This window comes from Stenotrophomonas sp. YJH_SMC_27 (assembly GCF_059369815.1).
Genome location: NZ_JCAFTA010000008.1, coordinates 64805 through 84193, shown reverse-complemented (window position 1 = coordinate 84193; position 19389 = coordinate 64805). Strand labels below are relative to the sequence as shown.

General features: G+C 67.0%; 19 protein-coding genes. 6 read left to right on the top strand and 13 right to left on the bottom strand.

Annotated features, from left to right (window positions below; genetic code table 11):
• Positions 1-4: 4 nt before the first annotated feature.
• The 10 genes from AC5P7R_RS13160 to AC5P7R_RS13115 all read right to left on the bottom strand — a co-directional run bounded on the left by AC5P7R_RS13160 (position 5) and on the right by AC5P7R_RS13115 (position 8590).
• Entirely contained in the window at positions 5-262 is a 258-nt protein-coding gene (locus AC5P7R_RS13160; protein WP_005411610.1) for a phosphopantetheine-binding protein, read from the bottom strand.
• Entirely contained in the window at positions 249-1046 is a 798-nt protein-coding gene (locus tag AC5P7R_RS13155) for a lysophospholipid acyltransferase family protein (RefSeq protein ID WP_021203501.1), read from the bottom strand. Before AC5P7R_RS13155 ends, AC5P7R_RS13160 begins: the two co-directional genes overlap by 14 nt.
• Complete coding sequence (locus tag AC5P7R_RS13150; RefSeq protein ID WP_019661717.1) at positions 1039-1782, bottom strand: beta-ketoacyl synthase chain length factor; 744 nt, start codon at positions 1780-1782, stop codon at positions 1039-1041. The genes AC5P7R_RS13155 and AC5P7R_RS13150 overlap by 8 nt, the downstream gene beginning before the upstream one ends.
• A 215-nt stretch (positions 1783-1997) precedes the next feature.
• Positions 1998-3011, bottom strand: coding sequence for a cytochrome d ubiquinol oxidase subunit II (cydB, locus tag AC5P7R_RS13145; protein WP_197575346.1), 1014 nt, complete (start codon positions 3009-3011; stop codon positions 1998-2000).
• A 1-nt stretch (position 3012) separates the two neighbouring features.
• Positions 3013-4410 (bottom strand): cytochrome ubiquinol oxidase subunit I, encoded by a 1398-nt coding sequence (locus AC5P7R_RS13140; protein ID WP_478436103.1) that lies wholly within the window; start codon positions 4408-4410, stop codon positions 3013-3015.
• A gap of 129 nt (positions 4411-4539) precedes the next feature.
• Entirely contained in the window at positions 4540-5739 is a 1200-nt protein-coding gene (locus tag AC5P7R_RS13135; RefSeq protein ID WP_227853723.1) for an ABC transporter permease, read from the bottom strand.
• A 1-nt stretch (position 5740) separates the two neighbouring features.
• Complete coding sequence (locus AC5P7R_RS13130) at positions 5741-7036, bottom strand: ABC transporter permease (RefSeq protein WP_227853722.1); 1296 nt, start codon at positions 7034-7036, stop codon at positions 5741-5743.
• 321 nt (positions 7037-7357) lie between these two features.
• Positions 7358-7573, bottom strand: a complete 216-nt coding sequence (locus AC5P7R_RS13125) for a hypothetical protein (protein WP_021203506.1) — start codon at positions 7571-7573, stop codon at positions 7358-7360.
• Complete coding sequence (locus tag AC5P7R_RS13120; protein ID WP_227853721.1) at positions 7570-8223, bottom strand: RNA polymerase sigma factor; 654 nt, start codon at positions 8221-8223, stop codon at positions 7570-7572. The genes AC5P7R_RS13125 and AC5P7R_RS13120 overlap by 4 nt, the downstream gene beginning before the upstream one ends.
• Before the next feature lie 37 nt (positions 8224-8260).
• On the bottom strand, positions 8261-8590 hold the full coding sequence (locus AC5P7R_RS13115) for a hypothetical protein (RefSeq protein WP_010482336.1): 330 nt from the start codon (positions 8588-8590) through the stop codon (positions 8261-8263).
• Positions 8591-8757: 167 nt separating this feature from the next.
• Here AC5P7R_RS13115 and AC5P7R_RS13110 point away from each other — a divergent pair, with 167 nt between their 5' ends.
• The 5 genes from AC5P7R_RS13110 (at position 8758) to hemF (ending at position 14769) form a co-directional block, all read left to right on the top strand.
• The gene (locus tag AC5P7R_RS13110) at positions 8758-11127 is read left to right on the top strand and encodes a S9 family peptidase (protein ID WP_227853720.1); all 2370 of its coding nucleotides are present in this window, start codon (positions 8758-8760) and stop codon (positions 11125-11127) included.
• A complete protein-coding gene (locus AC5P7R_RS13105; RefSeq protein ID WP_134732117.1) occupies positions 11124-11543 on the top strand; it encodes an NUDIX hydrolase in 420 nt (139 codons plus the stop codon). The genes AC5P7R_RS13110 and AC5P7R_RS13105 overlap by 4 nt, the downstream gene beginning before the upstream one ends.
• Positions 11544-11573: 30 nt before the next feature.
• On the top strand, positions 11574-12134 hold the full coding sequence (locus tag AC5P7R_RS13100; protein ID WP_021203511.1) for a hypothetical protein: 561 nt from the start codon (positions 11574-11576) through the stop codon (positions 12132-12134).
• Between the two features lie 70 nt (positions 12135-12204).
• The gene (locus tag AC5P7R_RS13095; RefSeq protein ID WP_111102305.1) at positions 12205-13818 is read left to right on the top strand and encodes a hypothetical protein; all 1614 of its coding nucleotides are present in this window, start codon (positions 12205-12207) and stop codon (positions 13816-13818) included.
• Between the two features lie 54 nt (positions 13819-13872).
• Positions 13873-14769, top strand: coding sequence for an oxygen-dependent coproporphyrinogen oxidase (hemF, locus tag AC5P7R_RS13090; protein ID WP_021203513.1), 897 nt, complete (start codon positions 13873-13875; stop codon positions 14767-14769).
• Positions 14770-14805: 36 nt separating this feature from the next.
• On the opposite strand, the gene AC5P7R_RS13085 is transcribed toward hemF, so the two are convergent.
• Together AC5P7R_RS13085 and polA are read right to left on the bottom strand one after the other, a co-directional pair.
• Positions 14806-15285 carry a DUF421 domain-containing protein gene (locus tag AC5P7R_RS13085; protein ID WP_021203514.1) on the bottom strand — a complete coding sequence of 160 codons (480 nt, stop codon included), beginning with the start codon at positions 15283-15285 and terminating at the stop codon, positions 14806-14808.
• Between the two features lie 328 nt (positions 15286-15613).
• Complete coding sequence (gene polA, locus AC5P7R_RS13080) at positions 15614-18388, bottom strand: DNA polymerase I (RefSeq protein ID WP_227853719.1); 2775 nt, start codon at positions 18386-18388, stop codon at positions 15614-15616.
• 98 nt (positions 18389-18486) lie between these two features.
• Between polA and AC5P7R_RS13075 the strand changes: the two genes are divergently transcribed.
• Positions 18487-18771, top strand: a complete 285-nt coding sequence (locus tag AC5P7R_RS13075; RefSeq protein ID WP_005411628.1) for a DUF2782 domain-containing protein — start codon at positions 18487-18489, stop codon at positions 18769-18771.
• Positions 18772-18931: 160 nt separating this feature from the next.
• Here the strand turns inward: AC5P7R_RS13075 and AC5P7R_RS13070 are convergent, their stop codons facing one another.
• The gene (locus tag AC5P7R_RS13070) at positions 18932-19378 is read right to left on the bottom strand and encodes a universal stress protein (RefSeq protein ID WP_005420335.1); all 447 of its coding nucleotides are present in this window, start codon (positions 19376-19378) and stop codon (positions 18932-18934) included.
• Positions 19379-19389: the final 11 nt, after the last annotated feature.

Here is a 19389-nt window from a genome sequence, read left to right as displayed (position 1 = left end):
GCCGTTACGACTGGCGGGCGGCGACGAACTCGCCGAGCGCGCGCACGCTGGAGAAATGGCGACGGGTTTCTTCCGAATCGGCCGAGAGGCTGACACCGTACTTCTTCTGCAGCGCCAGTCCCAGCTCCAGCGCGTCGATCGAATCCAGGCCAAGGCCCTCGACGAACAGCGGCGCGGTCGGATCGATGTCCTCCGGCGTGATGTCCTCCAGCGAAAGGGAGGAAATGATCAATTCCTTGATCTCGTGCTCAAGTGCTTGCACGGTTCGGATCTCCAGACAGGTCGAAATAACGAGAAAGGTGCTCGGTGACGCGACGGGCCGCCAAGGCATCCCCCCTTGGCGAGTCGTCTTCGGCCAGAAATGGCGCGATCGGGATATCTTCGCCGATCTGCAGCCGAACGTGAAAGCGACGTGAGGGGACACGATACCACTTCTGCCCCTTGGTCAGCGTTGGCGGGCTGCAGGTGATCCGCACCGGGGTGACGTCGATGCGGCCCCGTACGGCGATGTTGGCGGCCCCGCGCTGCAGCCGCGGTGGCTGCCCCGGCACGCTGCGGGTGCCTTCCGGGAAGATGACCAGGGTGCCTCCAGCGCGCACTGCGGCCACACAGTCATCGACCAGGCCGGCGCCATCGTCATTGGAGATGTAGCCGGCAGCCCGCACCGGGCCGCGCATGAACGGGTTGCAGGCCACCGCCCGCTTGACCACGCAGTCGGCGTTGGGAAGCAGCGAGATCAGGCAAACCACGTCGATCAGGGTCGGGTGGTTGGCCAGCACCAGCAGGCCGTCGCGCTGCAGGCGTTCGCCGCCCTCGATCTCGTAGGTCATCACCCCCAGCCCGCGCATCAGCCGCAGATGGCTGGCGAACGCGACCTGGACCACGCGCCGGGCACGGCGGCGCCGCGCCACCGGATCACGCATCAGCAGCAACACCGGCATCACCAGAACGCCGAGCAGCAGCCCGCCCAAGCCGAATGCGGCAAAGCTCAGGCCGGTGCCGAGCACCCGCCAAGCATGATCGAGACGGCGCAGCGCCTCAGCCACGGCGCCCCCAGCGCCAACGCTGGCCCTGAGCCACGTGCTCCAGCGCCGGCGCGCCGGACAGCAGAAAGCGGTGCAGGTCCAGCGCGTGCGGCAGCGTGCCCGGGGCGGTGGCAGTGGCCTCCGGCGCCGCCTCCCACTGCAGGGAGAGGATCGGCTGGCCCGGCATCGGCGCCGTCAAGCGCCAGCACCAGGCAAAGAACGGGTCAGGTTCGTCGGCAAACGTCGCGTAAATTTCAGGAAGCGGCGACTCATAGACCACCACCCGCACTTCGCGGGCGCCATCGGCGAGCAGACCGGCCGCTTCCAGGCAGGCGGTCTCGACCGTGGCCTGGCCGGCGGCCAGCGCCAGGTAGTTGCCGCGGTGACCGCGCGCGATCGAATACAGCGCGGCGATCGCGTTGTGCACCGACAGGCCGAACCCCGTCGGTGACAGGGGCTGATCGCTGGCGAGCGCCCCCAGCAGCTCCATCGAACGGGCCACGTCGCCGTGGCGGCTGGCGAACACCAGCGGCACCTGGCTGTCAGCGCCCTGCCCGTCCTCGCACCAGCAGGCAGCCTGGATCGCCATCCGGCCCAGCCGCTCGATTCGACGGCGCTGCATTGCCGGGATTTCGGCGAGCGGCGGCGTGTCTTCGCCAACCGGAGGATACGGCGCATCGGCCCAGCCCAGCCACTGGCTACGCTCGCTCAGGCCGGGCGCCCAGGCAGCCCAGTCGACGATGGAGAATTCGATCATTAGCGAAGGTGCTTCAACGGGAGAACGATAGGCACGAGCCATTACGGCGACGCGCGGCGGCCCCCCGTTCCTGCAGCCGTGCGTCCGTCCAGGACGTCGCCGGCTGCCCCCCTGGCTGCCGGAAAGGAGCGCACGCTAGCACGTCCCGCCCGGGGTGTGCAGATTTCACATTCCACAACAGGGGGCCCGGCACCAGCGGGCCCCGCTTCAATCGATCAGTGGTAACCGCTATCGGCGCGCACTTTGCCGCGGAACACCCGGTACGACCACGCCGTATAGCCGAGGATGACCGGCAGCAGAATGACCAGGCCGACCAGGCTGAAGCCCAGCGAGGAGGCCGGCGCGGCGGCCTGCCACAAGGTCATCGACGGCGGCAGCAGGTAGGGCCACATGCCCAGCACCAGGCCGAGGAAGCCGAGCACGAACAGGGCCAGGCTGAGCAGGAACGGCGGCAGGTCGCGGCGCGGATGGGTCGCGCTGCGCCACAGCGCGGCGGCCACCGCCAGCGTCAACAGCGGCACCGGCGACAGCCACCAGAAGTTGCCGTCGCTGAACCAGCGCGCCATCAACCGCGAATCGAGGAACGGCAGCCAGCTGCTGACCAGGCCCATCGCCGCGATCACCGCCACCACCAGCGGCCGGGTCATCTGCCGGGCCAGCGCCTGCACGCGCCCTTCGGTCTTCAGGATCAGCCAGGTGCTGCCCAGCAGCGCGTAGCCGGCGACCAGCGCAGCGCCGGTCAGCATCGCGAACGGGCTGAACCAGGTGAATGCGCCGCCCTGGTAGGTACCGTCCACCAGCGGGATGCCCTGCACCAGGGTGCCGAGGATCACGCCCTGGGCAAAGGTCGCCAGCAGCGAACCGAGGCCGAACGCCACGCTCCACAGCCGGCGCGATCGATGCGCCTTGAAGCGGAACTCGAAGGCTACGCCGCGGAACACCAGCGCCACCACCAGCAACAGCACCGGCAGGTACAGCGCCGACAACAGCACCGCATAGGCCTTCGGGAACGCCGCCAGCAGCCCGGCGCCGCCCAGTACCAGCCAGGTCTCGTTGCCGTCCCAGATCGGCGCGGCGGTGTTCATCATCAGGTCCAACTGCTCCTCGTCCTCGGCGAACGGGGCCAGGATGCCGATGCCGAGCACGAAGCCATCCAGCACCACGTACATCAGCACGCCGAAGCCGATCACCGCAAACCACGCCACCGGCAGCCAGGTCATCAGGTCCATGTCAGCGCTCCTCCAGCGGTTCGTCGGCCGCCGACAGCGGGCGTGCCGGGGTGTGGCTGCCGTGGTCCAGCGATGGCCCATCATCGTGCGGACGCGGTCCGTGGCGCAGGATCTTCACCAGGTACCAGATGCCCCAGCCGAACACGAAGGCGTAGCCAACGACGTAGACCGCCAGCGACAGCGCGGTCATCCACGCGCTCTGCGGGCCGACCGCATCAGCGGTGCGCAGCACGCCATACACCACCCACGGTTGGCGGCCCATCTCGGTGACGAACCACCCGGACAGCAGCGCGATGAAGCCGCTGGGCAGCATCCAGTTCCAGCCGCGCAGCAGCCACGGCGAATCCAGCAGCTTCCTGCGCCACAACTGGAACGCCGACACCCAGGCCAGCAGCAGCATCAGCGTGCCCAGCCCGACCATGATGCGGAAGGCGAAGAACACCGGCGTCACCGGCGGCCGCTCGCTGGCGGGTACCGAGGTGAGAGGATCGAAGGTGCCGTCCAGGCTGTGGGTGAGGATCACGCTGCCCAGCTTCGGGATGGCCACTTCGAAATCGTTGCGCTCCTCCTTCTCGTTGGGCAGCGCGAACACCACCAGCGGCACGCCCTCGCCTTCCCGGGTCTCATGCCAATGCGCTTCCACCGCCGCGATCTTCATCGGCTGGTGCTTGAGCGTGTTCAGGCCATGCATGTCGCCGACGAAAATCTGCACCGGCACGGTCAGTGCCGCGAACGCCACCGCTGCCACCAGCATGCGCCGGCCCGCTTCCACGTGCGTGCCCTTGCGCAGGTACCACGCACCCACGCCACCGATCACGAAACAGGTGGTGATGAACGAACCCAGCGCCATGTGCGCCAGGCGATAGGGGAACGAGGGATTGAACACCACCTGCCACCAGTCCACCGGATGCACGATGCCGTTGACCATCTCGTAGCCGGCCGGCGTGTGCAGCCAGCTGTTGGACGACAGGATCCAGAACGTGGAGAACAGCGTGCCCAGCGCGACCATGCAGGTGGACAGGAAATGCAGGCGCGGCGAGACCCGGCCCCAGCCGAACATCATCACGCCGAGGAAGCTGGCTTCCAGGAAGAACGCGGTCAGCACTTCGTAGGTCAGCAGCGGGCCGATCACCGTGCCGGCCACCTCGCTCAGCCGCGGCCAGTTGGTACCGAACTGGAAGGCCATGACGATGCCGCTGACCACGCCCATGCCGAACGACACCGCGAAGATCTTCTGCCAGAAGAAATACAGCTCGCGCCACACGGGCAACTTCGTGCGCAGCCAGCGCCATTCGATGAAGGCCAGCCAGCTGGCCGTGCCAATGGTGAAGGCGGGGAACAGCACGTGGAAACTGATGACGAATCCGAACTGGATCCGGGACAACAACAACGCGTCCAAGGGACGCCTCCTGCCTGTGACCGGTGGGATACCGGACCACTTTAGGAGGATTTCGTTAAGGTGAGATGCGACCGGGTGACGCGCTGCTTCACTTTGTCGCAGGGGAAGCTGGGTGACAGGATGAATGGGCTACAGGGGCTTCAGCAAGGCCAAGGGCGGCTCCTTGGCGATTCGCAGGGCGCGGGGTACAAGTGCAGTCAAGCAGGCCGCCATCACCAGCACGACAGCGCTCGATATCGAGAACCACGGTGAACCTGTGATGCCGTCCTGCGGCGCCCCTACCCACTGCAACGACACCGCGCCGAGCAGGGCGCCCAGCGTGGTGAACAGTGAAACCTCGAACATGATTTCGGCGAAGATCACGGACCTGCGAGCACCCAATGTCCGTCGAACCCCGATGGAGTACCGGCGCCGGTCAAGCCACGCGCCTACAACTCCGGAAACGCCGGCCATCAGCACACCGAGAACAACGGCCGTCATGACCGCGAGCACGGTCGTAGCAAAGCGATCAGCTTTGACGTAGGCATCGCGATATCCCGCCAGGGTCTCGACACCGGCCGGAGTCACGATCCGGTAAGGCCGCTGCAGCGCATCGACAGTACGATCAAGCGATGAACGATCAACCTCCGACCTCCACTTCGCCAGATAGTAGCGACTGGCGCCCATGGGGAGGCCCGGAAGCAGCGCCCACTGCGAGTCCCGCTCATTACCTCCTGGTGCCGGTCCAGCAACAGAGGCAAACACGCCCATGATGACCCGGCTGCTGCCGGGGCCGAAATACAGGTGGCGGCCAACAGCACTCTCCGTTCCGAACAGTCGGGCAGCCAGCGATTCACTGATCAGCACCACCGGAGTGCCTTCAACCATGTCGTCCTCCGTGGCGTCCCGCCCCAGGACGATTCCCGCGCCCAGCATCGCCAGCAGACCAGAGCTTGCAGTTACCACGGGAATGCGATCACATCCGGCAACGTCTGTCGTACCCGCATTCATCGAATACACCATGGCCGACTCACTGGTGCATACGCCGTATCGATGGGCTCTTCCTCCGAACGGAACAGCGTCGCTCACAACCGTGTCCTGAACACCGGGCAGCCGGATCGCGGACAGGTCTGCCCGCTGCACTGCTGCATCCGCGCCTTCTTCGACATCGGATACCCTGACCACACCAATCGATGCTGCCTCCCGGATGCTCCCGGTGTTCAATCTGGCGAAGCTGTCCAGCGCAGATTGCAGTGCGAACGCACATGCCAGGCTTGCAAGCGCTGCCTGCACTGCAAGCAGTGCGGCGCATCCCAAATGCCGTCGAGTCTCCCTCATCGATTCGATCATTTCAGGCAACCCCCTTCGCAAAGGCATTCGAAAGGGAGCTGACCCTGCAGATTTCAAACGACGGGACCAATGAACAGAGCAACGTCGTGACGACTCCCAGGCCGGCGGCCATCAGCATTGCCCCAGCATGCATCGCGGTTATCGCGCTGGGCAGAACGTCTCCCGCAGCAACCACGCGGATTCCCAGCGTATAGGTGACGACAGCGAGCGCACTGCTTGCGGCTCCCGCCGCGATGGATTCCCACATGAGCTGGATGAACACGTCCCGGCGTCGCGCGCCAAGTGCACGTCGTATCGCGAGCTCCCGCCGACGGCGCCCCAGACTGAAGCTCAGCAGCGCCGCCGCGTTGACGATGCACACACCGAGAAGGATCAGTGACAACCGAAGCTGCATCCTGGCCCGCTCTGGAACCAATCCCAGCCTGTCCAGCCACTCCATCAACGGCCAGAGTGCCACCTGCTGGGTGCCTGGTTCGATCCGAAGGCCCTTTGCCTGTGCATAGGCATTCAGATTCGCCCGGTAGGCGGCGACATCATCCGCGGTGGGCAGCCACGCCCACAATTGAAGCCATGACACGTTGGCTCCTGCAGGGTCCGTGTCCTGGTCACCTCCCCAAATCGCCGTCCCGTCCACAACAGTCAGCCTGTCCGCGATTGCGGTCTCAACCGGCAGGTAGATCTCGTCAGGTTCCACAAACGGCCAGCGTGTGAGATCTCCCTGAAACATCGGCACCGGATGCCAGTCCTCCGCGACACCCACAACAGTGTAGGTGCGCCTGCCCAGTTCCAACCGGTGACCAACACAGTCCTGTGCACACTCGCGCTCGGCGAGCGCACGCGACAGGACCACTATACGACTCGCAGCATGCCCCTCCTCGGCGGTCCATGCGCGCCCTTGAACAACAGCAATGCCAAGCACACTGAAGACTTCGGACGTAGCGAACCTCGCACGCAGCCTTTCGCTGGAGGCTCCCGGCCGGGAGAGCGTCACCGCCCCCCCTGCCATTGCTGCCTGTTTCCACGTCCCACCTTGGCCCAGAAGCGCCTTCGCATCTGGCCAGGTCAGTGCCTGTCCCGGATCCGGGGAACCACTGCGCAGGGCATCTGGACGCGCGTCAAGGTACGGGCGGAACAATGCGGAGCTCCGGCCTGGTGCGGGATCCGACGATGCCTGGAGAACAATGGAGAGCATCACGGTGGTGATCCCTACCCCCGCACCCAGCATGAGAGCGATTGCCAGATGAGTGCCGATCCGTTGCTTGAAACGGGCAAGCGAAAGCTGGATGTAGTAGAGCATCATCCAACTGCAGCCGGCGTTGGATTACTGGCGCACCTGTCCATGTGATTCTCACTCCATACCCGTGGAAGCTGATGGTTGAGAGTCTCTGATTGTGAAACTCCGACTCAAGCGGAGGGATGGAGTTTGCAACTTTCCTCAGGAAACACACGTAGCTCGCGGACCCTGGATAGAGCGACTGCCACTGATGACGAGGCCGACGTGACGGAGTCTGACGGGAAAGGCCAACTGCCGACGTGGAGACAACGCCCGACGCTTGGATATCTGATCGGAAGTTGGAGGAAGAAACGTCCCAAAGCAGTTGCGGGCGTCAATGTTCTTCTAGACCCAGAAGTACCAAGCGCCGGCCGCCAGCAGCGCACCCACCAGCATTACCTGCACCACCACATAGCCCACGCCACTGTCGCGCGACTCGGCGGCAATGCGCTTCTGCAGCGCCTCGCTCACATTCGGTGTCTGTTCCTGCTGAGCCTGCTCACGCAACGCCTGCGCCAGCGCGCGCTCTTCCGCATCGCGAGGGTCGGTGGGTGGGTTCACAGCAGCTCTCCGGCAGTGGCATGCCGCGTCAGTTCCTGCTTCAGGACCTGGCGCGCGCGGTGCAGGTGGCTCTTGATGGTACCGCGTGCCAGCCCAGTCACCTGCTCGATCTCGGCCAGATCGAAATCCTCCAGGTAATGCAGGCCGACGATCAGCCGCTGCGGTGCACTCAGCCGTTCCAGCGCCTCGCCAAGATGGCGACCAGCCTGCAGCGCCTCGCTCAGTTCAGCCGGCCCCGGCCCTTCATCGCCAATACCCAGTTCCTCGGGTACTTCCACCGCCACCATCCATTGCGCCTCCAGCCGTCGCCGGCGCAGGTGCTGCAACGCCGTGGTGTAAGCCACCCGTGAAACCCAGGTGCGCAAAGAGGATTCAAAGCGGAACCGGTGCAGCTGGCGGAACACGGCCAGGAAGGTTTCCTGCAGCAGGTCGGCCACCTGATCACGGTCGCCCACCATGCGCCCGATCACATGCGCGCAGGCGCGTTGATGGGTCTCGACCAGCTGCGAAAACGCCGCCTGCGAGCCATCGATGATGGCCCGCACCAAGGCTTGGTCCGAATCCAGCGGTGCAGCGGGTGCCGCCGTCGCCGCTGCATCGTTGCGGCGACGGCCCCGAAGTGCCGACAGCGCTTCGCCGAGCAGGCTCATGCGCGGGGCGCCCCCTGTGCCCGTGGCATGTCCTGGCTCAGCCCTTGCGCGCGGCAGGGCGGGTGAAGTGCCAGGCCAGCAGCTGGCCAAGGCCGGCGCTGCCGACCATCGCAGCGGCGGCGCCGAAGGTCAGCTCGCGTGCACCGATCGCCTCCAGCAGGCCCATCGCCACGGCCAAGCTGACCAAGCTGATGCCCCAGCGCAGCGCGCCCTGGCGGCGGCGCTCTTCTTCCAGCACGGCCAGCGAGCGGATCACTTCCTCCGGCACGTGCGGGGCCACCAGCTTGCTGCGCGCGCGGGCATCGGCAATGGCATGGATCGCGTAGGCGATGCAGATGAAGAGGGTGATCGGGATCAATTCCTGCATGGTCGGGCTCCTGTTCGGTGGATGATGCGGGTTCAGGAGAATGGATGCGCGACCACGGCAACCGGTTGCGCCACTTTGCCAATGCCGCTGCCATGACCTGTGGCCCCTGCCCCCGGCCCGGACGGCTGCTACCCTTGGCCGGTTTCCTCTTCTGGTGCCGTCCGCCCATGTCCCGAGTGCTGCCCCTGTCCCTCCTGCTGTCGGCCGTGCTGGCCGCACCGGCCGCGCACGCCGCGCCGACGCCGATCACCATTGAACAGGCGATGGCCGACCCGGACTGGATCGGTCCGCCGGTCGAGAAGGCCTGGTGGTCGTGGAACAGCCAGCAGGTGGAGTACCAGCTCAAGCGCAGCGGCAGCCCGGTACGGGACACCTTCCGCCAGCCGCTGACCGGCGGCGTGGCCGCGCAGGTGGCCGATGACCAGCGCGGCACCCTGGACGTGGCCGAGCCTGTCTACGATCGCAACCGCAGCCGCAGCGCCTTCGTGCGCAATGGCGATGTGTTCGTGCGCGACCTGCGCAGTGGCGCGCTGACCCAGCTCACCCGCAGCAACGAACGCGCGGGCAACGTGAACTTCGCCGCCGACAATGGCGTGATCTGGCGCGTCGGCCAGAACTGGTTCCACTGGACCGCCGCCAGCGGCGTGCAGCAGGTGGCCAGCCTGAAGGCCGAAAAGGATCCGCGTACGCCGCCGAAGGCCGATGTGCTGCGCGACCAGCAGCTGCGCACGCTGGAAACCCTGCGCCGCGACCGCGAGCAGCGCGAGGCATTGAAGGACCAGGACCAGCGCTGGCGCCAGGCCGACCCGACGCGTGCGCCGGGCCCGGTGTACCTGGGCGCCGACGTGGAGATCGCCGACAGCGTGCTGTCGCCGGACCTCACCCACCTGATCGTGGTGACCAAGCCGAAGGACTTCGACGACGGCCGCACCAGCAAGATGCCGCTGTACGTGACCGAATCGGGCTACGAGGAAACCGAGGACACCCGCACCCGCGTCGGCCGCAACGGCTTCGAGCCGCACACGCTGTGGTACGTGGACGTGCGCACCGGCAAGGCCGAAAAGCTCTCGCTGGCCAGCCTGCCGGGCATCAGCACCGACCCGCTGGCCGAACTGCGCCGCAAGGCCGGCAAGGACGCGCTGAAGGGTGAGCGCAGCGTGCAGGTGATGAGCGACTTCATGGGCGGCGGCATCCGCTGGAGCGCCGATGGCCAGCAGGCCGCGGTGATGCTGCGTGCCAACGACAACAAGGACCGCTGGATCATCAGCGTCAACGCTGCCGACGGCCGTGTGCAGAACCGCCACCGCCTGACCGACAACGCCTGGATCAACTGGGGCTTCAACGATTTCGGCTGGATGGCCGATGGCCGCACGCTGTGGCTGCTGTCGGAGGAATCGGGCTTCTCGCACCTGTATACCCAGGCCGGCACGGCCAAGCCGCAGGCGCTGACCAGCGGCAAGTGGGAAACCTCGGCGCCGGTGCCGTCGGCCGATGGCAAGGGCTTCTACTTCCTGTGCAACCAGCAGGCGCCGCATGACTACGAAGTCTGCGCGGTCGACACCGGCAGCCGCCAGGTGCGCGAGCTGACCAGCCTCAACGGCGTGGAGGACTTCTCGCTGTCCCCAGACGGCCAGCAGCTGCTGGTGCGCTACTCCGGCGCCTACCTGCCGCCGCAGCTGGCGGTACTGCCCAGTGCCGGTGGCCAGGCGCGCGTGCTGACCGACACCCGCACCGCCGACTACAAGGCACGCCAGTGGATCCAGCCGAAGCTGGTGGCAGTGCCGTCCAAGCACGGTGCCGGCGTGGTCTGGGCCAAGTACTACGAGCCCGAAAACAAGGAGCCGGGGAAGAAGTACCCGATCGTGATGTTCGTGCACGGCGCCGGCTACCTGCAGAACGTGCACCAGCGCTACCCGGCCTACTTCCGCGAGCAGATGTTCCACAACCTGCTGGTGCAGAAGGGCTACATCGTGTTGGACATGGATTACCGCGGCAGCGAGGGCTACGGCCGCGACTGGCGCACGGCCATCTACCGCAACATGGGGCACCCGGAACTGGAAGACTACAAGGACGGCCTGGACTGGCTGGTGGACACCCAGCAGGGCGACCGTGACCACGCCGGCATCTACGGTGGTTCCTATGGCGGTTTCATGACCTTCATGGCGCTGTTCCGTGCACCGGGCACGTTCAAGGCCGGCGCCGCGCTGCGCCCGGTGGTGGACTGGCACAACTACAACCACGGCTACACCAGCAACATCCTCAACACCCCGGACATCGACCCGGAGGCGTACCGCGTTTCCTCGCCGATCGAGTATGCGCAGAACCTGCAGGACAACCTGCTGATCGCCCACGGCATGATGGATGACAACGTGTTCTTCCAGGATTCGGTGAACCTGACCCAGCGCCTGATCGAACTGCACAAGGACAACTGGTCGATCGCACCATATCCGCTGGAGCGCCACGGCTACGTCCGCGCCGATTCCTGGCTGGACCAGTACAAGCGCATCCTCAAGCTGTTCGAGCAGAACCTGAAGTGAGCAACGCCGCAGCCACGATCCGGATCGTGGCTGCGGTCATCCTGGATGACCGCGGCCAGGCGCTGGTGGTGCGCAAGCACGGTGCACGCCGCTTCATCCAGCCAGGTGGCAAGCCCGAACCCGGCGAAGCGCCCCTGCAGGCGCTGGCCCGGGAGCTGGACGAGGAACTGGGGGTACAGCTGTGCGCCGATGCCGCCATCGCGCTGGGCACGTTCGAGGACTGGGCGGTAAACGAGCCCGGCCACCGCGTGCAGGCACAGGCCTGGTGGGTGCAGGTGGACGGTGCGCCGCAGGCGCGCGCCGAGATCGCCGAGCTGGCCTGGGTGCCGCTGCAACCGCCGCATGGCCTGCCCTTGGCACCCTTGAGCGAACACCATATCCTGCCGGCGGTCGCCACCCGGGTGACGGTCCGCTGAGCAGGCGGGCGCCGACTGCAAGGACATCGGATGTCAATGTCGATCCCGTCGATCCCCTCGCCGCCGTCCCCGGCCTATCACGCCTGGGTGCGCCCGGTGGCACAGGCCTCGTTCTGGCTGTCACTGCTGCTGACGATCTACTTCGTGCTGCAGGGACTGGTGCTGTGGCCGCTGAACCACCTTGCGCTGTGGCACCTGGTGGAAAGCGAAGTGCAGCACCAGCAGCTGCACAGCCTGGTCTGGCTGCTGGCGCACCCGGTGGCCGCGTCAATGATCGTCGCGCTGTTGTGCCTGGCCTCGACCGTGTCCAGCTGGGGCCTGCTGCGTGAACGTCGCTGGGCCCTGTGGAGCTTCGTGGTGCTGCTGCTGTTGAGCGGCTTGAGCAACTTCGCAGTCGCCTGGTGGCTGGACGTGTTCATGCGCGACCTCATCCCATTGCTGGCCGATGACCCGGCCCTGCTGCAGGAGCTGCAGCTGAAACGCTGGCTGATCACGCTGACCGTGGTCGGCATGTCGTTCGTGCTTCTCGGCCTGCAGGGCTGGCTGGCCTGGCGCTTGCTGCGCCCCGACGTGCGCGCGCGCTTCCGCTGAGTTCTGCCGGGTGTGGGCCAGGGCCTCCGGCAGCACCCGGCGTTTTGCTTTTGATCGTCAACGAGTCGACATGCTCTCACTCGCACCGTACCGCCACTGGCTGGCCTGGGCGTTGCTGCTGGCCACGCCGGTGGCCGCGGCACAGGCACCGCAATGCGGCCTGTTCAAGGCCGACGAAGGCAGCAGCACGCTGCGCGTCAGCTCATCCAACCGTGGCGAGCAGAAGCACTTCGGCAGCGCTCCGACCCCGGTCGCGTTCCAGCAGATCGAAGGCAAGCTGCAGCTGGTGAGTCTGGAATATGGCCTGCCCAGCGCGCTGCAGGTGCGCGACCGTGGCCGCACCCTCGAGGTGGACGGCACGGTCTACACCCTGCAGGCCCCTGCACAGTGCGCCGCAGCCGCTGCGCCGGCTGCGGGCAGCTGCCTGGCCGATGCGGCGGCCTGCCTGGACAACCGCCACGAGGCGACCCCGACCGTGCTGGCAGCGGCGTGCCGGGAAGGCGTGCCCGGCATGTGCCTGCAGCTGGCCGATCGCTGGCATGACGAGGCCAGGGCGCCGGCCACGCCGGATGAGGCGCAGCAACAGGCCCTCCTCGATACCGCACTGGCCGGCATCGAACTGCCTGTGCCGTGCCGGAATGGCGGCTTCAGCAACGAGACACCGGCCTGCGCAGCGGCGCTGGAAGCGGATCCGGCGCTGCGGGAGCAGATCGTCAAGGCCGCGATGGGTGCGGCGATGGTCGAAGCCGTGAGCTCCGTGCTGTCACCCTCCACGCCGGTAGTGGTGCCGGCCGCGCAGCGCCAGCAGCTGTTGCAGTTGTGCCAGCAGGTCGGCCATGGCGGCTTCTGCAGCCGCGTGGCCGAGCTCTCGTGGGAATCCGGCGACCCCTTGCAGGCGGTGCAGGCACTGACCACAGCGTGCGCGCCCGGCAAGGACAGCGCCGCCTGCGAGCGCCTGCCTGCATTGCAGGCGCTGGGCGCCTCGTTGCGACCGCAGCCGGCTACGGCGCTGCCCTGCGGCACCTTCCGCGCCGCAGGTGGCCTGATGGATACGCTGGACTTCGGCGATGCAGGACGGGTCGGCATCGGCTGGGACAGCCAGCTGCGTGCTCGTGTCGAAGACGGCGACATCCGCATCCGCCACGACAAGGGCGGCGACTTCGTGCTGCGGCCGTTGCCCGGGGGCCAGCTGCTGGGCCTGGACACGTGGACACGCTTCCAGGTGTTCGTGCCGACCGGCGAGGGCGCGAGCACCTGCAGCCCGCCGAAACACTACACGGTGCTGCCGCTGCCGCAGGACTGCCCGCAGGCGCTGGCCAGCGGCGGTGCCGAAGCCTGCTGCGCGCAGGGCAAGCTGCAGGGCTGCAACATTCTTGGCAACCGTCTTGCGCTGTCCGGCCAGTGGCGACAGGCGGCAGAGCACTACACCACCGTGTGCCGTGCCGGCGTGCGCGAGGGCTGCGAAAACCTGGTCGCAGCGCAGGGCCGCAGCAGCGACGTCGACGCCCATGCGACGCTGGAGCGGCTGTGTGCCGCCGACCGCAGCGGGCGCCACGTCGCCTGCGACGTGCTGGACACCGGAAACTGGAGCGCCCTGGAGCTGGGCCGCGTCCTGCAGGAGGCGGTGGACGAAGCGACGGCCGAGGACACTCCGGCGCCGCGCGCTTCCAACCGCAAGCGCTGAGCCTGCCAGGGCCTGTCCGCAGCGTTGGCCTGGCCCTGCGGTAAAGTACGCGCCATGAACGAATTCGAGCGCGTGCGCACCTACCTCACCGACCTGCAGGACCGCATCTGTGCGGCGATCGAGGCCGTCGATGGCCGGGCCCGCTTCCAAGAAGACCTGTGGCAGCGTGCAGAGGGCGGTGGCGGGCGTACCCGCGTGCTGCGCGACGGTGCGGTGTTCGAGCAGGCCGGCATCGGCTTCTCCGACGTTGCTGGCAGCCGCCTGCCGCCGTCGGCCTCGGCCAACCGCCCGGAACTGGCGGGCGCCTCCTGGCGCGCCACCGGCGTGTCGCTGGTGTTCCACCCGCTCAACCCATACGTGCCGACCACCCATGCCAACGTGCGCTTCTTCCAGGCGCAGCGCGACGGTGAAGTGGTGGCCAGCTGGTTCGGCGGCGGCTTCGACCTGACCCCGTTCTACCCGTTCGACGAGGACGTGCAGCACTGGCACCGGGTCGCACGCGATCTGTGTGCACCGTTCGGCGACGAACGCTACGCCGCGCACAAGCGCTGGTGTGATGAGTACTTCTTCCTGCGCCACCGCAACGAAACGCGCGGCGTCGGCGGTCTGTTCTTCGACGACCTGCACGGCGACTTCGAGCGCGATTTCGATTATCTGCGCGCGGTCGGCGATGGCTTCCTCGACGCCTACCTGCCGATCGTGCAGCAGCGCAAGGACGCCATCTATGGCGAGCGCGAACGCGAGTTCCAGCTGTACCGCCGCGGCCGCTACGTGGAATTCAACCTGGTCTACGACCGCGGCACCCTGTTCGGGCTGCAGAGCGGTGGCCGCAGCGAAAGCATCCTGATGAGCCTGCCGCCGCGGGTGCGCTGGGAGTACGGCTTCTCGCCCGAACCCGGCAGCCCCGAATCGCGCCTGGCCGACTACCTGGTGCCGCGCGACTGGCTCTAAGGGGTGTCGTCGCGCGGGGCGTGGGCTCGGCGCTGGTCAGCTGCCCTTCCGCGCGATGATGGTGATGTGCCCTGTCGTCTCCAGCAGGGCAATCTGCACATCTTCAATCTGCAGCCCGCCCTGCTGGCGCAGCGCGGCATCGAAGTCGGCGCGGCTGATCAGCTCGCGGCGAAGTACCGCCTCGAACAGGCGACCATCGCGCGCGATTACGGTGGGTTCTCCTTCGATCAACCGCTCCATGCGCCGATTCCGGGTGGTGAGCCAGCCCACCCCGTAGTTCAGCAGGATCAGGGTCGCCGCCAGCAGCAGGCCGCCGCCCAGCGAGGTATCCGTGCCCAGCAGCGCGTTCTGCACCGCGTTGCCCAGCAGCACGATCAGCAGCACGTCGAACGGCGTGATCTGCCCCAGAGCCCGCTTGCCGCCCAGCCGGACCATGCCCAGCACCACGACGTAGACCACCACCGCGCGCAGGATGAATTCCCACCACGGCATGGCCAGGGCGAACAGGTCGGGCATGGTCTTCCCCTGCGGAACGGTGGCCCAGCGTGGCGCAGGCGATGGCGTCTGGCAACGGCACAAATAAAAAGCCCCGCTGACCAGGGGGAGGTCAACGGGGCCGGGGAACGGGCACTTGGGGAGGAGTCCCCGTTCCGAGATCTGCTCCAGGGGATGGGAGAGATCTACAACAGGCATTGCGCCTGTCGGGAGTTATAGAAGCACTCCGAACACTAACGGTTCGTGAAGGGGCCCCATTTAATGAAATTCAATCGGGGCAACATTCATGGTCGAGTCAGAAACCCCCGACTCATGAACAAATTCACGTCGTTTTCGGCCCGGAATGCGGTCAGTGCGCTTCATCCCAGTTGCTGCCGACGCCCGTATCGACCACCAGCGGCACCCGCAGTTTGGCCGCTTGCGACATGCGTTCCACCACCTGCAAGCGCAAGTCTTCGACGAAACTGCTTTCGGTTTCGAACACCAGTTCATCGTGCACCTGCAGGATCATCCGTGCCGGTGCCCCGCTGTCGCGCAGCCACTGGTCCACATCCACCATCGCGCGCTTGATGATGTCGGCGGCTGTGCCCTGCATCGGCGCGTTGATCGCGGCGCGCTCGGCCCCGGCACGCAGGCCCTGGTTGCGGGCGTGGATGTCGTTCAGGTACAGGCGGCGGCCGAACAGGGTTTCCACATAGCCCTGGTCGCGGGCCTGCTGGCGCATCCGCTCCATGAAGTCGCGCACGCCCGGGTAGCGGTTGAAGTACAGCGCCACGTAGTCCTGCGCCTGGCCGCGGTCGATGCCCAGGTTGCGGGCCAGGCCGAAGGCGCTCATGCCGTACATCAGGCCGAAGTTGATCGCCTTGGCGGCGCGGCGCTCGTTCGGGGTCACCTCCTCCAGCGTGCGCCCGAACACCTCGGCGGCGGTGGCCCGGTGCACGTCGGCACCCTGCTCGAAGGCGCGCACCAGGCCCGGGTCCTCGGACAGGTGCGCCATGATCCGCAGCTCGATCTGCGAATAGTCGGCGGCCAGCAGCTGGCAGCCTTCCGGGGCGATGAACGCGCGGCGGATGCGACGACCGTCCTCGGTGCGGATCGGGATGTTCTGCAGGTTCGGGTCCGACGAGGACAGGCGGCCGGTAGCGGCGCCGGACTGGTGGTAGCTGGTGTGCACCCGGCCGGTGTCCGGATTGACCATCTCCGGCAGCTTGTCGGTGTAGGTGCTGCGCAGCTTGGCCAATCCGCGGTAGTCGAGGATCACCCGCGGCAGTTCATGCTGGTCGGCAATCGCCTCCAGCGCCTCTTCATTGGTGCTGGGCTGGCCCTTCGGGGTCTTCACCACCGCCGGCAGCTTCAACTCGTCGAACAGCACCGCCTGCAACTGCTTGGGCGAATCCAGGTTGAAGCTGCGGCCGGCCAGCTCGGTGGCCTTCTGCTGCGCGGACAGCATGCGCGAGGACAGGTCCTGGCTCTGCCGGCGCAGCTCGTCGGTGTCGATCCGCACGCCGTTGGCTTCGATGCTGGCCAGCACCGGCACCAGCGGCATCTCGATGTCGCGGTACACGCTGTCCAGCGCCGGCTCGGCCAGCAGCTGCGGCTGCAGCGCGCGATGCAGGCGCAGGGTGATGTCGGCGTCTTCGGCCGCATAGCGGCTGGCTTCGTCGATGCCCACCTGCGAGAACGGAATCTGCTTGGCGCCCTTGCCGGCCACGTCCTCGAACTTGACGGTGCTGTAGCCCAGGTAACGCAGGGCCAGCGAATCCATGTCGTGACGGGTGGCGGTGGAGTTGAGCACGAAGCTCTCGAGCATGGTGTCGTCGTGGTAGCCCTGCACGCCCACGCCGTGGCGGCGCAGCACATGCAGGTCGTACTTGCCATGCTGGCCCAGCTTCTTCTTCGCCGGGTCCTGCAGCGCCGGGCGCAGTGCGTCCAGCACCTGCTGCGCTGGCAGCTGGACCGGAGCCCCCGGGTAATCATGGCCGACCGGAATGTAGGCCGCCCTGCCCGGCTCGACCGCCAGGCTGATGCCCACCAGCCGCGCGCGCATCGCGTCCAGCGCATCGGTTTCGGTGTCGAAGCTGATCAGCTCGGCCTGCTGCAGGCGCTCGACCCAAGCCTGCAGCTGCTCGGCGGTCAGAACGGTCTCGTACTCACCTGGTGCGGCCAGCGCCGGATCCAGCGTGTCCGCTGCCGGTGCCTCGGCGCTGCCCCGCGCGAAGCCGGCCGCGGTACCGCGCAGGCTCGGGGTGGCCTCGCTGGCCGCTGCCGGCGCCGGCACAGGCGCACCCAGTTCCTTCAGGGCCTGGGTGAAGCCGTAGCGCGTATACAGTTCGGTCAGCTCCGGCACGTCCTGCTCGCGCAGCGCCAGGCTGGTCGGGCTGGCCTCGAGCGCCAGGTCGGTGCGGATGGTCACCAGCTCGCGGTTCAGCGGCAGGCGCTCCAGCGCGGCGCGGAGGTTCTCGCCGATCTTGCCCTTCATGGTCGGCGCGGCCGCCATCACCCCGTCCAGGTGCTGGTACTCGGCCAGCCACTTGGCAGCGGTCTTCGGCCCGCACTTCTCCACGCCCGGCACGTTGTCGACCGCGTCGCCCATCAGCGCCAGCAGGTCGATGATCTGGTCGGCGCGCACGCCGAACTTGTCCATCACCGCCGCGTCGGAATCCATGCGGCTGCCGGTCATGGTATTGACCAGCTCGATACCCGGGCGCACCAGCTGGGCGAAGTCCTTGTCGCCGGTGGAGATGGTCACCTTCAGGTCCTGCGCCAGGCCCTGCAGCGCAAGCGTGCCGATCACATCGTCGGCTTCCACGCCGGGGATGCGCAGGATGCTGATGCCCAGCGCTTCGACGATGCGGCACATCGGCTCGACCTGGCTCCGCAGCTCATTGGGCATCGGCGGGCGGTTGGCCTTGTACTGGTCGTACAGGTCATCACGGAAGGTCTTGCCGGGCGCATCGACCACGAACGCGACGTAGGCCGGGCGCTCCTTCAGCGTCGAACGCAGCATGTTGACCACGCCGAACAGCGCGCCGGTGGGCTCACCCTGTGCATTGGACAGGGGCGGCAGCGCGTGGAACGCGCGGTACAGGTAACTGGACCCGTCGATCAGGACTAATCTGCTCATGCGCCGATTCTACGCGCCCGTGCCTGCACCGCGGCGACACGGCGCGCACACCGCGATGGGGCATAATCAGGGCTCTTTCCAGGCAAAGGCCCCCGCCGATGAAGACCCTGATGCTGGCTTCCCTGCTCCTGCTCGCTGGCTGCGCCAGCATGGGTGGCGCGGGTGCTCCCCCGGTGGACGTCAAGGGCGCCGATGTCTCCAAGCGCACTATGGACAACGGCGATGTCATCGAGGAATACCGTGTGTCCGGCCAGCTGCGCATGGTCAAGGTGACGCCGTCGCGCGGTGCCCCGTTCTACATGTACGACAAGAACGGCGATGGCCGATTCGACAACGACAAGGATGGCGTGTCGCCGGTGTACTGGAAGCTGTACAGCTGGTGATGTGACCGGGGTCGGATCCCTGCAACTCAGTAGATCTGCAACTCAGTAGATCCACGCCATGCGTGGATCCACCCCGGCCCCCACAAAAAACAACGCCGGCGCGCATCCTGCGGCCGGCGTCGGGTCCCTCCCCGGGAACGCTTGAATCTGCGGGTATGGATCAGCGGATGACCAGTACCGGCAGCGTGCTGCGTGCCAGCACCTCGGCAGTCTGGCTGCCCAGCAGCACGCGGGTCACGCCACGGCGGCCGTGCGAGGTCATCACGATCAGGTCGCTGTTGCGCTCGGCCGCCGTCTCGATGATGCCGTCGGCCGCGTAGCGGTCCAGCACGTGCACCGGGTTGGCGGTGATACCCTGCTCGGCAGCCTTGGCCAGCGCCGGCTGCAGCACCTTCTGCGCCCCTTCCTCGCGGTCGGCCTTGTACTCGGGGCTGTTCATGTAACCCACGCTCCAGCCCATGGCGTCGTACATGCCGACGGCCCACGGCTCGGAAACGGTGACGATATCGACCTCGGCATTGAGGTCCTTGGCCAGCTCCAGGCCCTTCGCCAGGCCCTTGTCGGCCAGCTCGGACCCGTCGGTGGCAATCAGGATGCGCTTGTACATGGTGGGGCTCC

What these genes read in the sequence shown, in the direction of transcription:
- AC5P7R_RS13150 (WP_019661717.1), bottom strand. Translation starts at nt 1,782, where the DNA reads ATGATCGAATTCTCCATCGTCGACTGGGCTGCCTGGGCGCCCGGCCTG.
- cydB (WP_197575346.1), bottom strand. Translation starts at nt 3,011, where the DNA reads ATGGACCTGATGACCTGGCTGCCGGTGGCGTGGTTTGCGGTGATCGGC.
- AC5P7R_RS13135 (WP_227853723.1), bottom strand. Translation starts at nt 5,739, where the DNA reads ATGATCGAATCGATGAGGGAGACTCGACGGCATTTGGGATGCGCCGCA.
- AC5P7R_RS13130 (WP_227853722.1), bottom strand. Translation starts at nt 7,036, where the DNA reads ATGCTCTACTACATCCAGCTTTCGCTTGCCCGTTTCAAGCAACGGATC.
- AC5P7R_RS13120 (WP_227853721.1), bottom strand. Translation starts at nt 8,223, where the DNA reads ATGAGCCTGCTCGGCGAAGCGCTGTCGGCACTTCGGGGCCGTCGCCGC.
- AC5P7R_RS13115 (WP_010482336.1), bottom strand. Translation starts at nt 8,590, where the DNA reads ATGCAGGAATTGATCCCGATCACCCTCTTCATCTGCATCGCCTACGCG.
- AC5P7R_RS13110 (WP_227853720.1), top strand. Translation starts at nt 8,758, where the DNA reads ATGTCCCGAGTGCTGCCCCTGTCCCTCCTGCTGTCGGCCGTGCTGGCC.
- AC5P7R_RS13100 (WP_021203511.1), top strand. Translation starts at nt 11,574, where the DNA reads ATGTCAATGTCGATCCCGTCGATCCCCTCGCCGCCGTCCCCGGCCTAT.
- AC5P7R_RS13095 (WP_111102305.1), top strand. Translation starts at nt 12,205, where the DNA reads ATGCTCTCACTCGCACCGTACCGCCACTGGCTGGCCTGGGCGTTGCTG.
- hemF (WP_021203513.1), top strand. Translation starts at nt 13,873, where the DNA reads ATGAACGAATTCGAGCGCGTGCGCACCTACCTCACCGACCTGCAGGAC.
- AC5P7R_RS13085 (WP_021203514.1), bottom strand. Translation starts at nt 15,285, where the DNA reads ATGCCCGACCTGTTCGCCCTGGCCATGCCGTGGTGGGAATTCATCCTG.
- polA (WP_227853719.1), bottom strand. Translation starts at nt 18,388, where the DNA reads ATGAGCAGATTAGTCCTGATCGACGGGTCCAGTTACCTGTACCGCGCG.
- AC5P7R_RS13075 (WP_005411628.1), top strand. Translation starts at nt 18,487, where the DNA reads ATGAAGACCCTGATGCTGGCTTCCCTGCTCCTGCTCGCTGGCTGCGCC.
- AC5P7R_RS13070 (WP_005420335.1), bottom strand. Translation starts at nt 19,378, where the DNA reads ATGTACAAGCGCATCCTGATTGCCACCGACGGGTCCGAGCTGGCCGAC.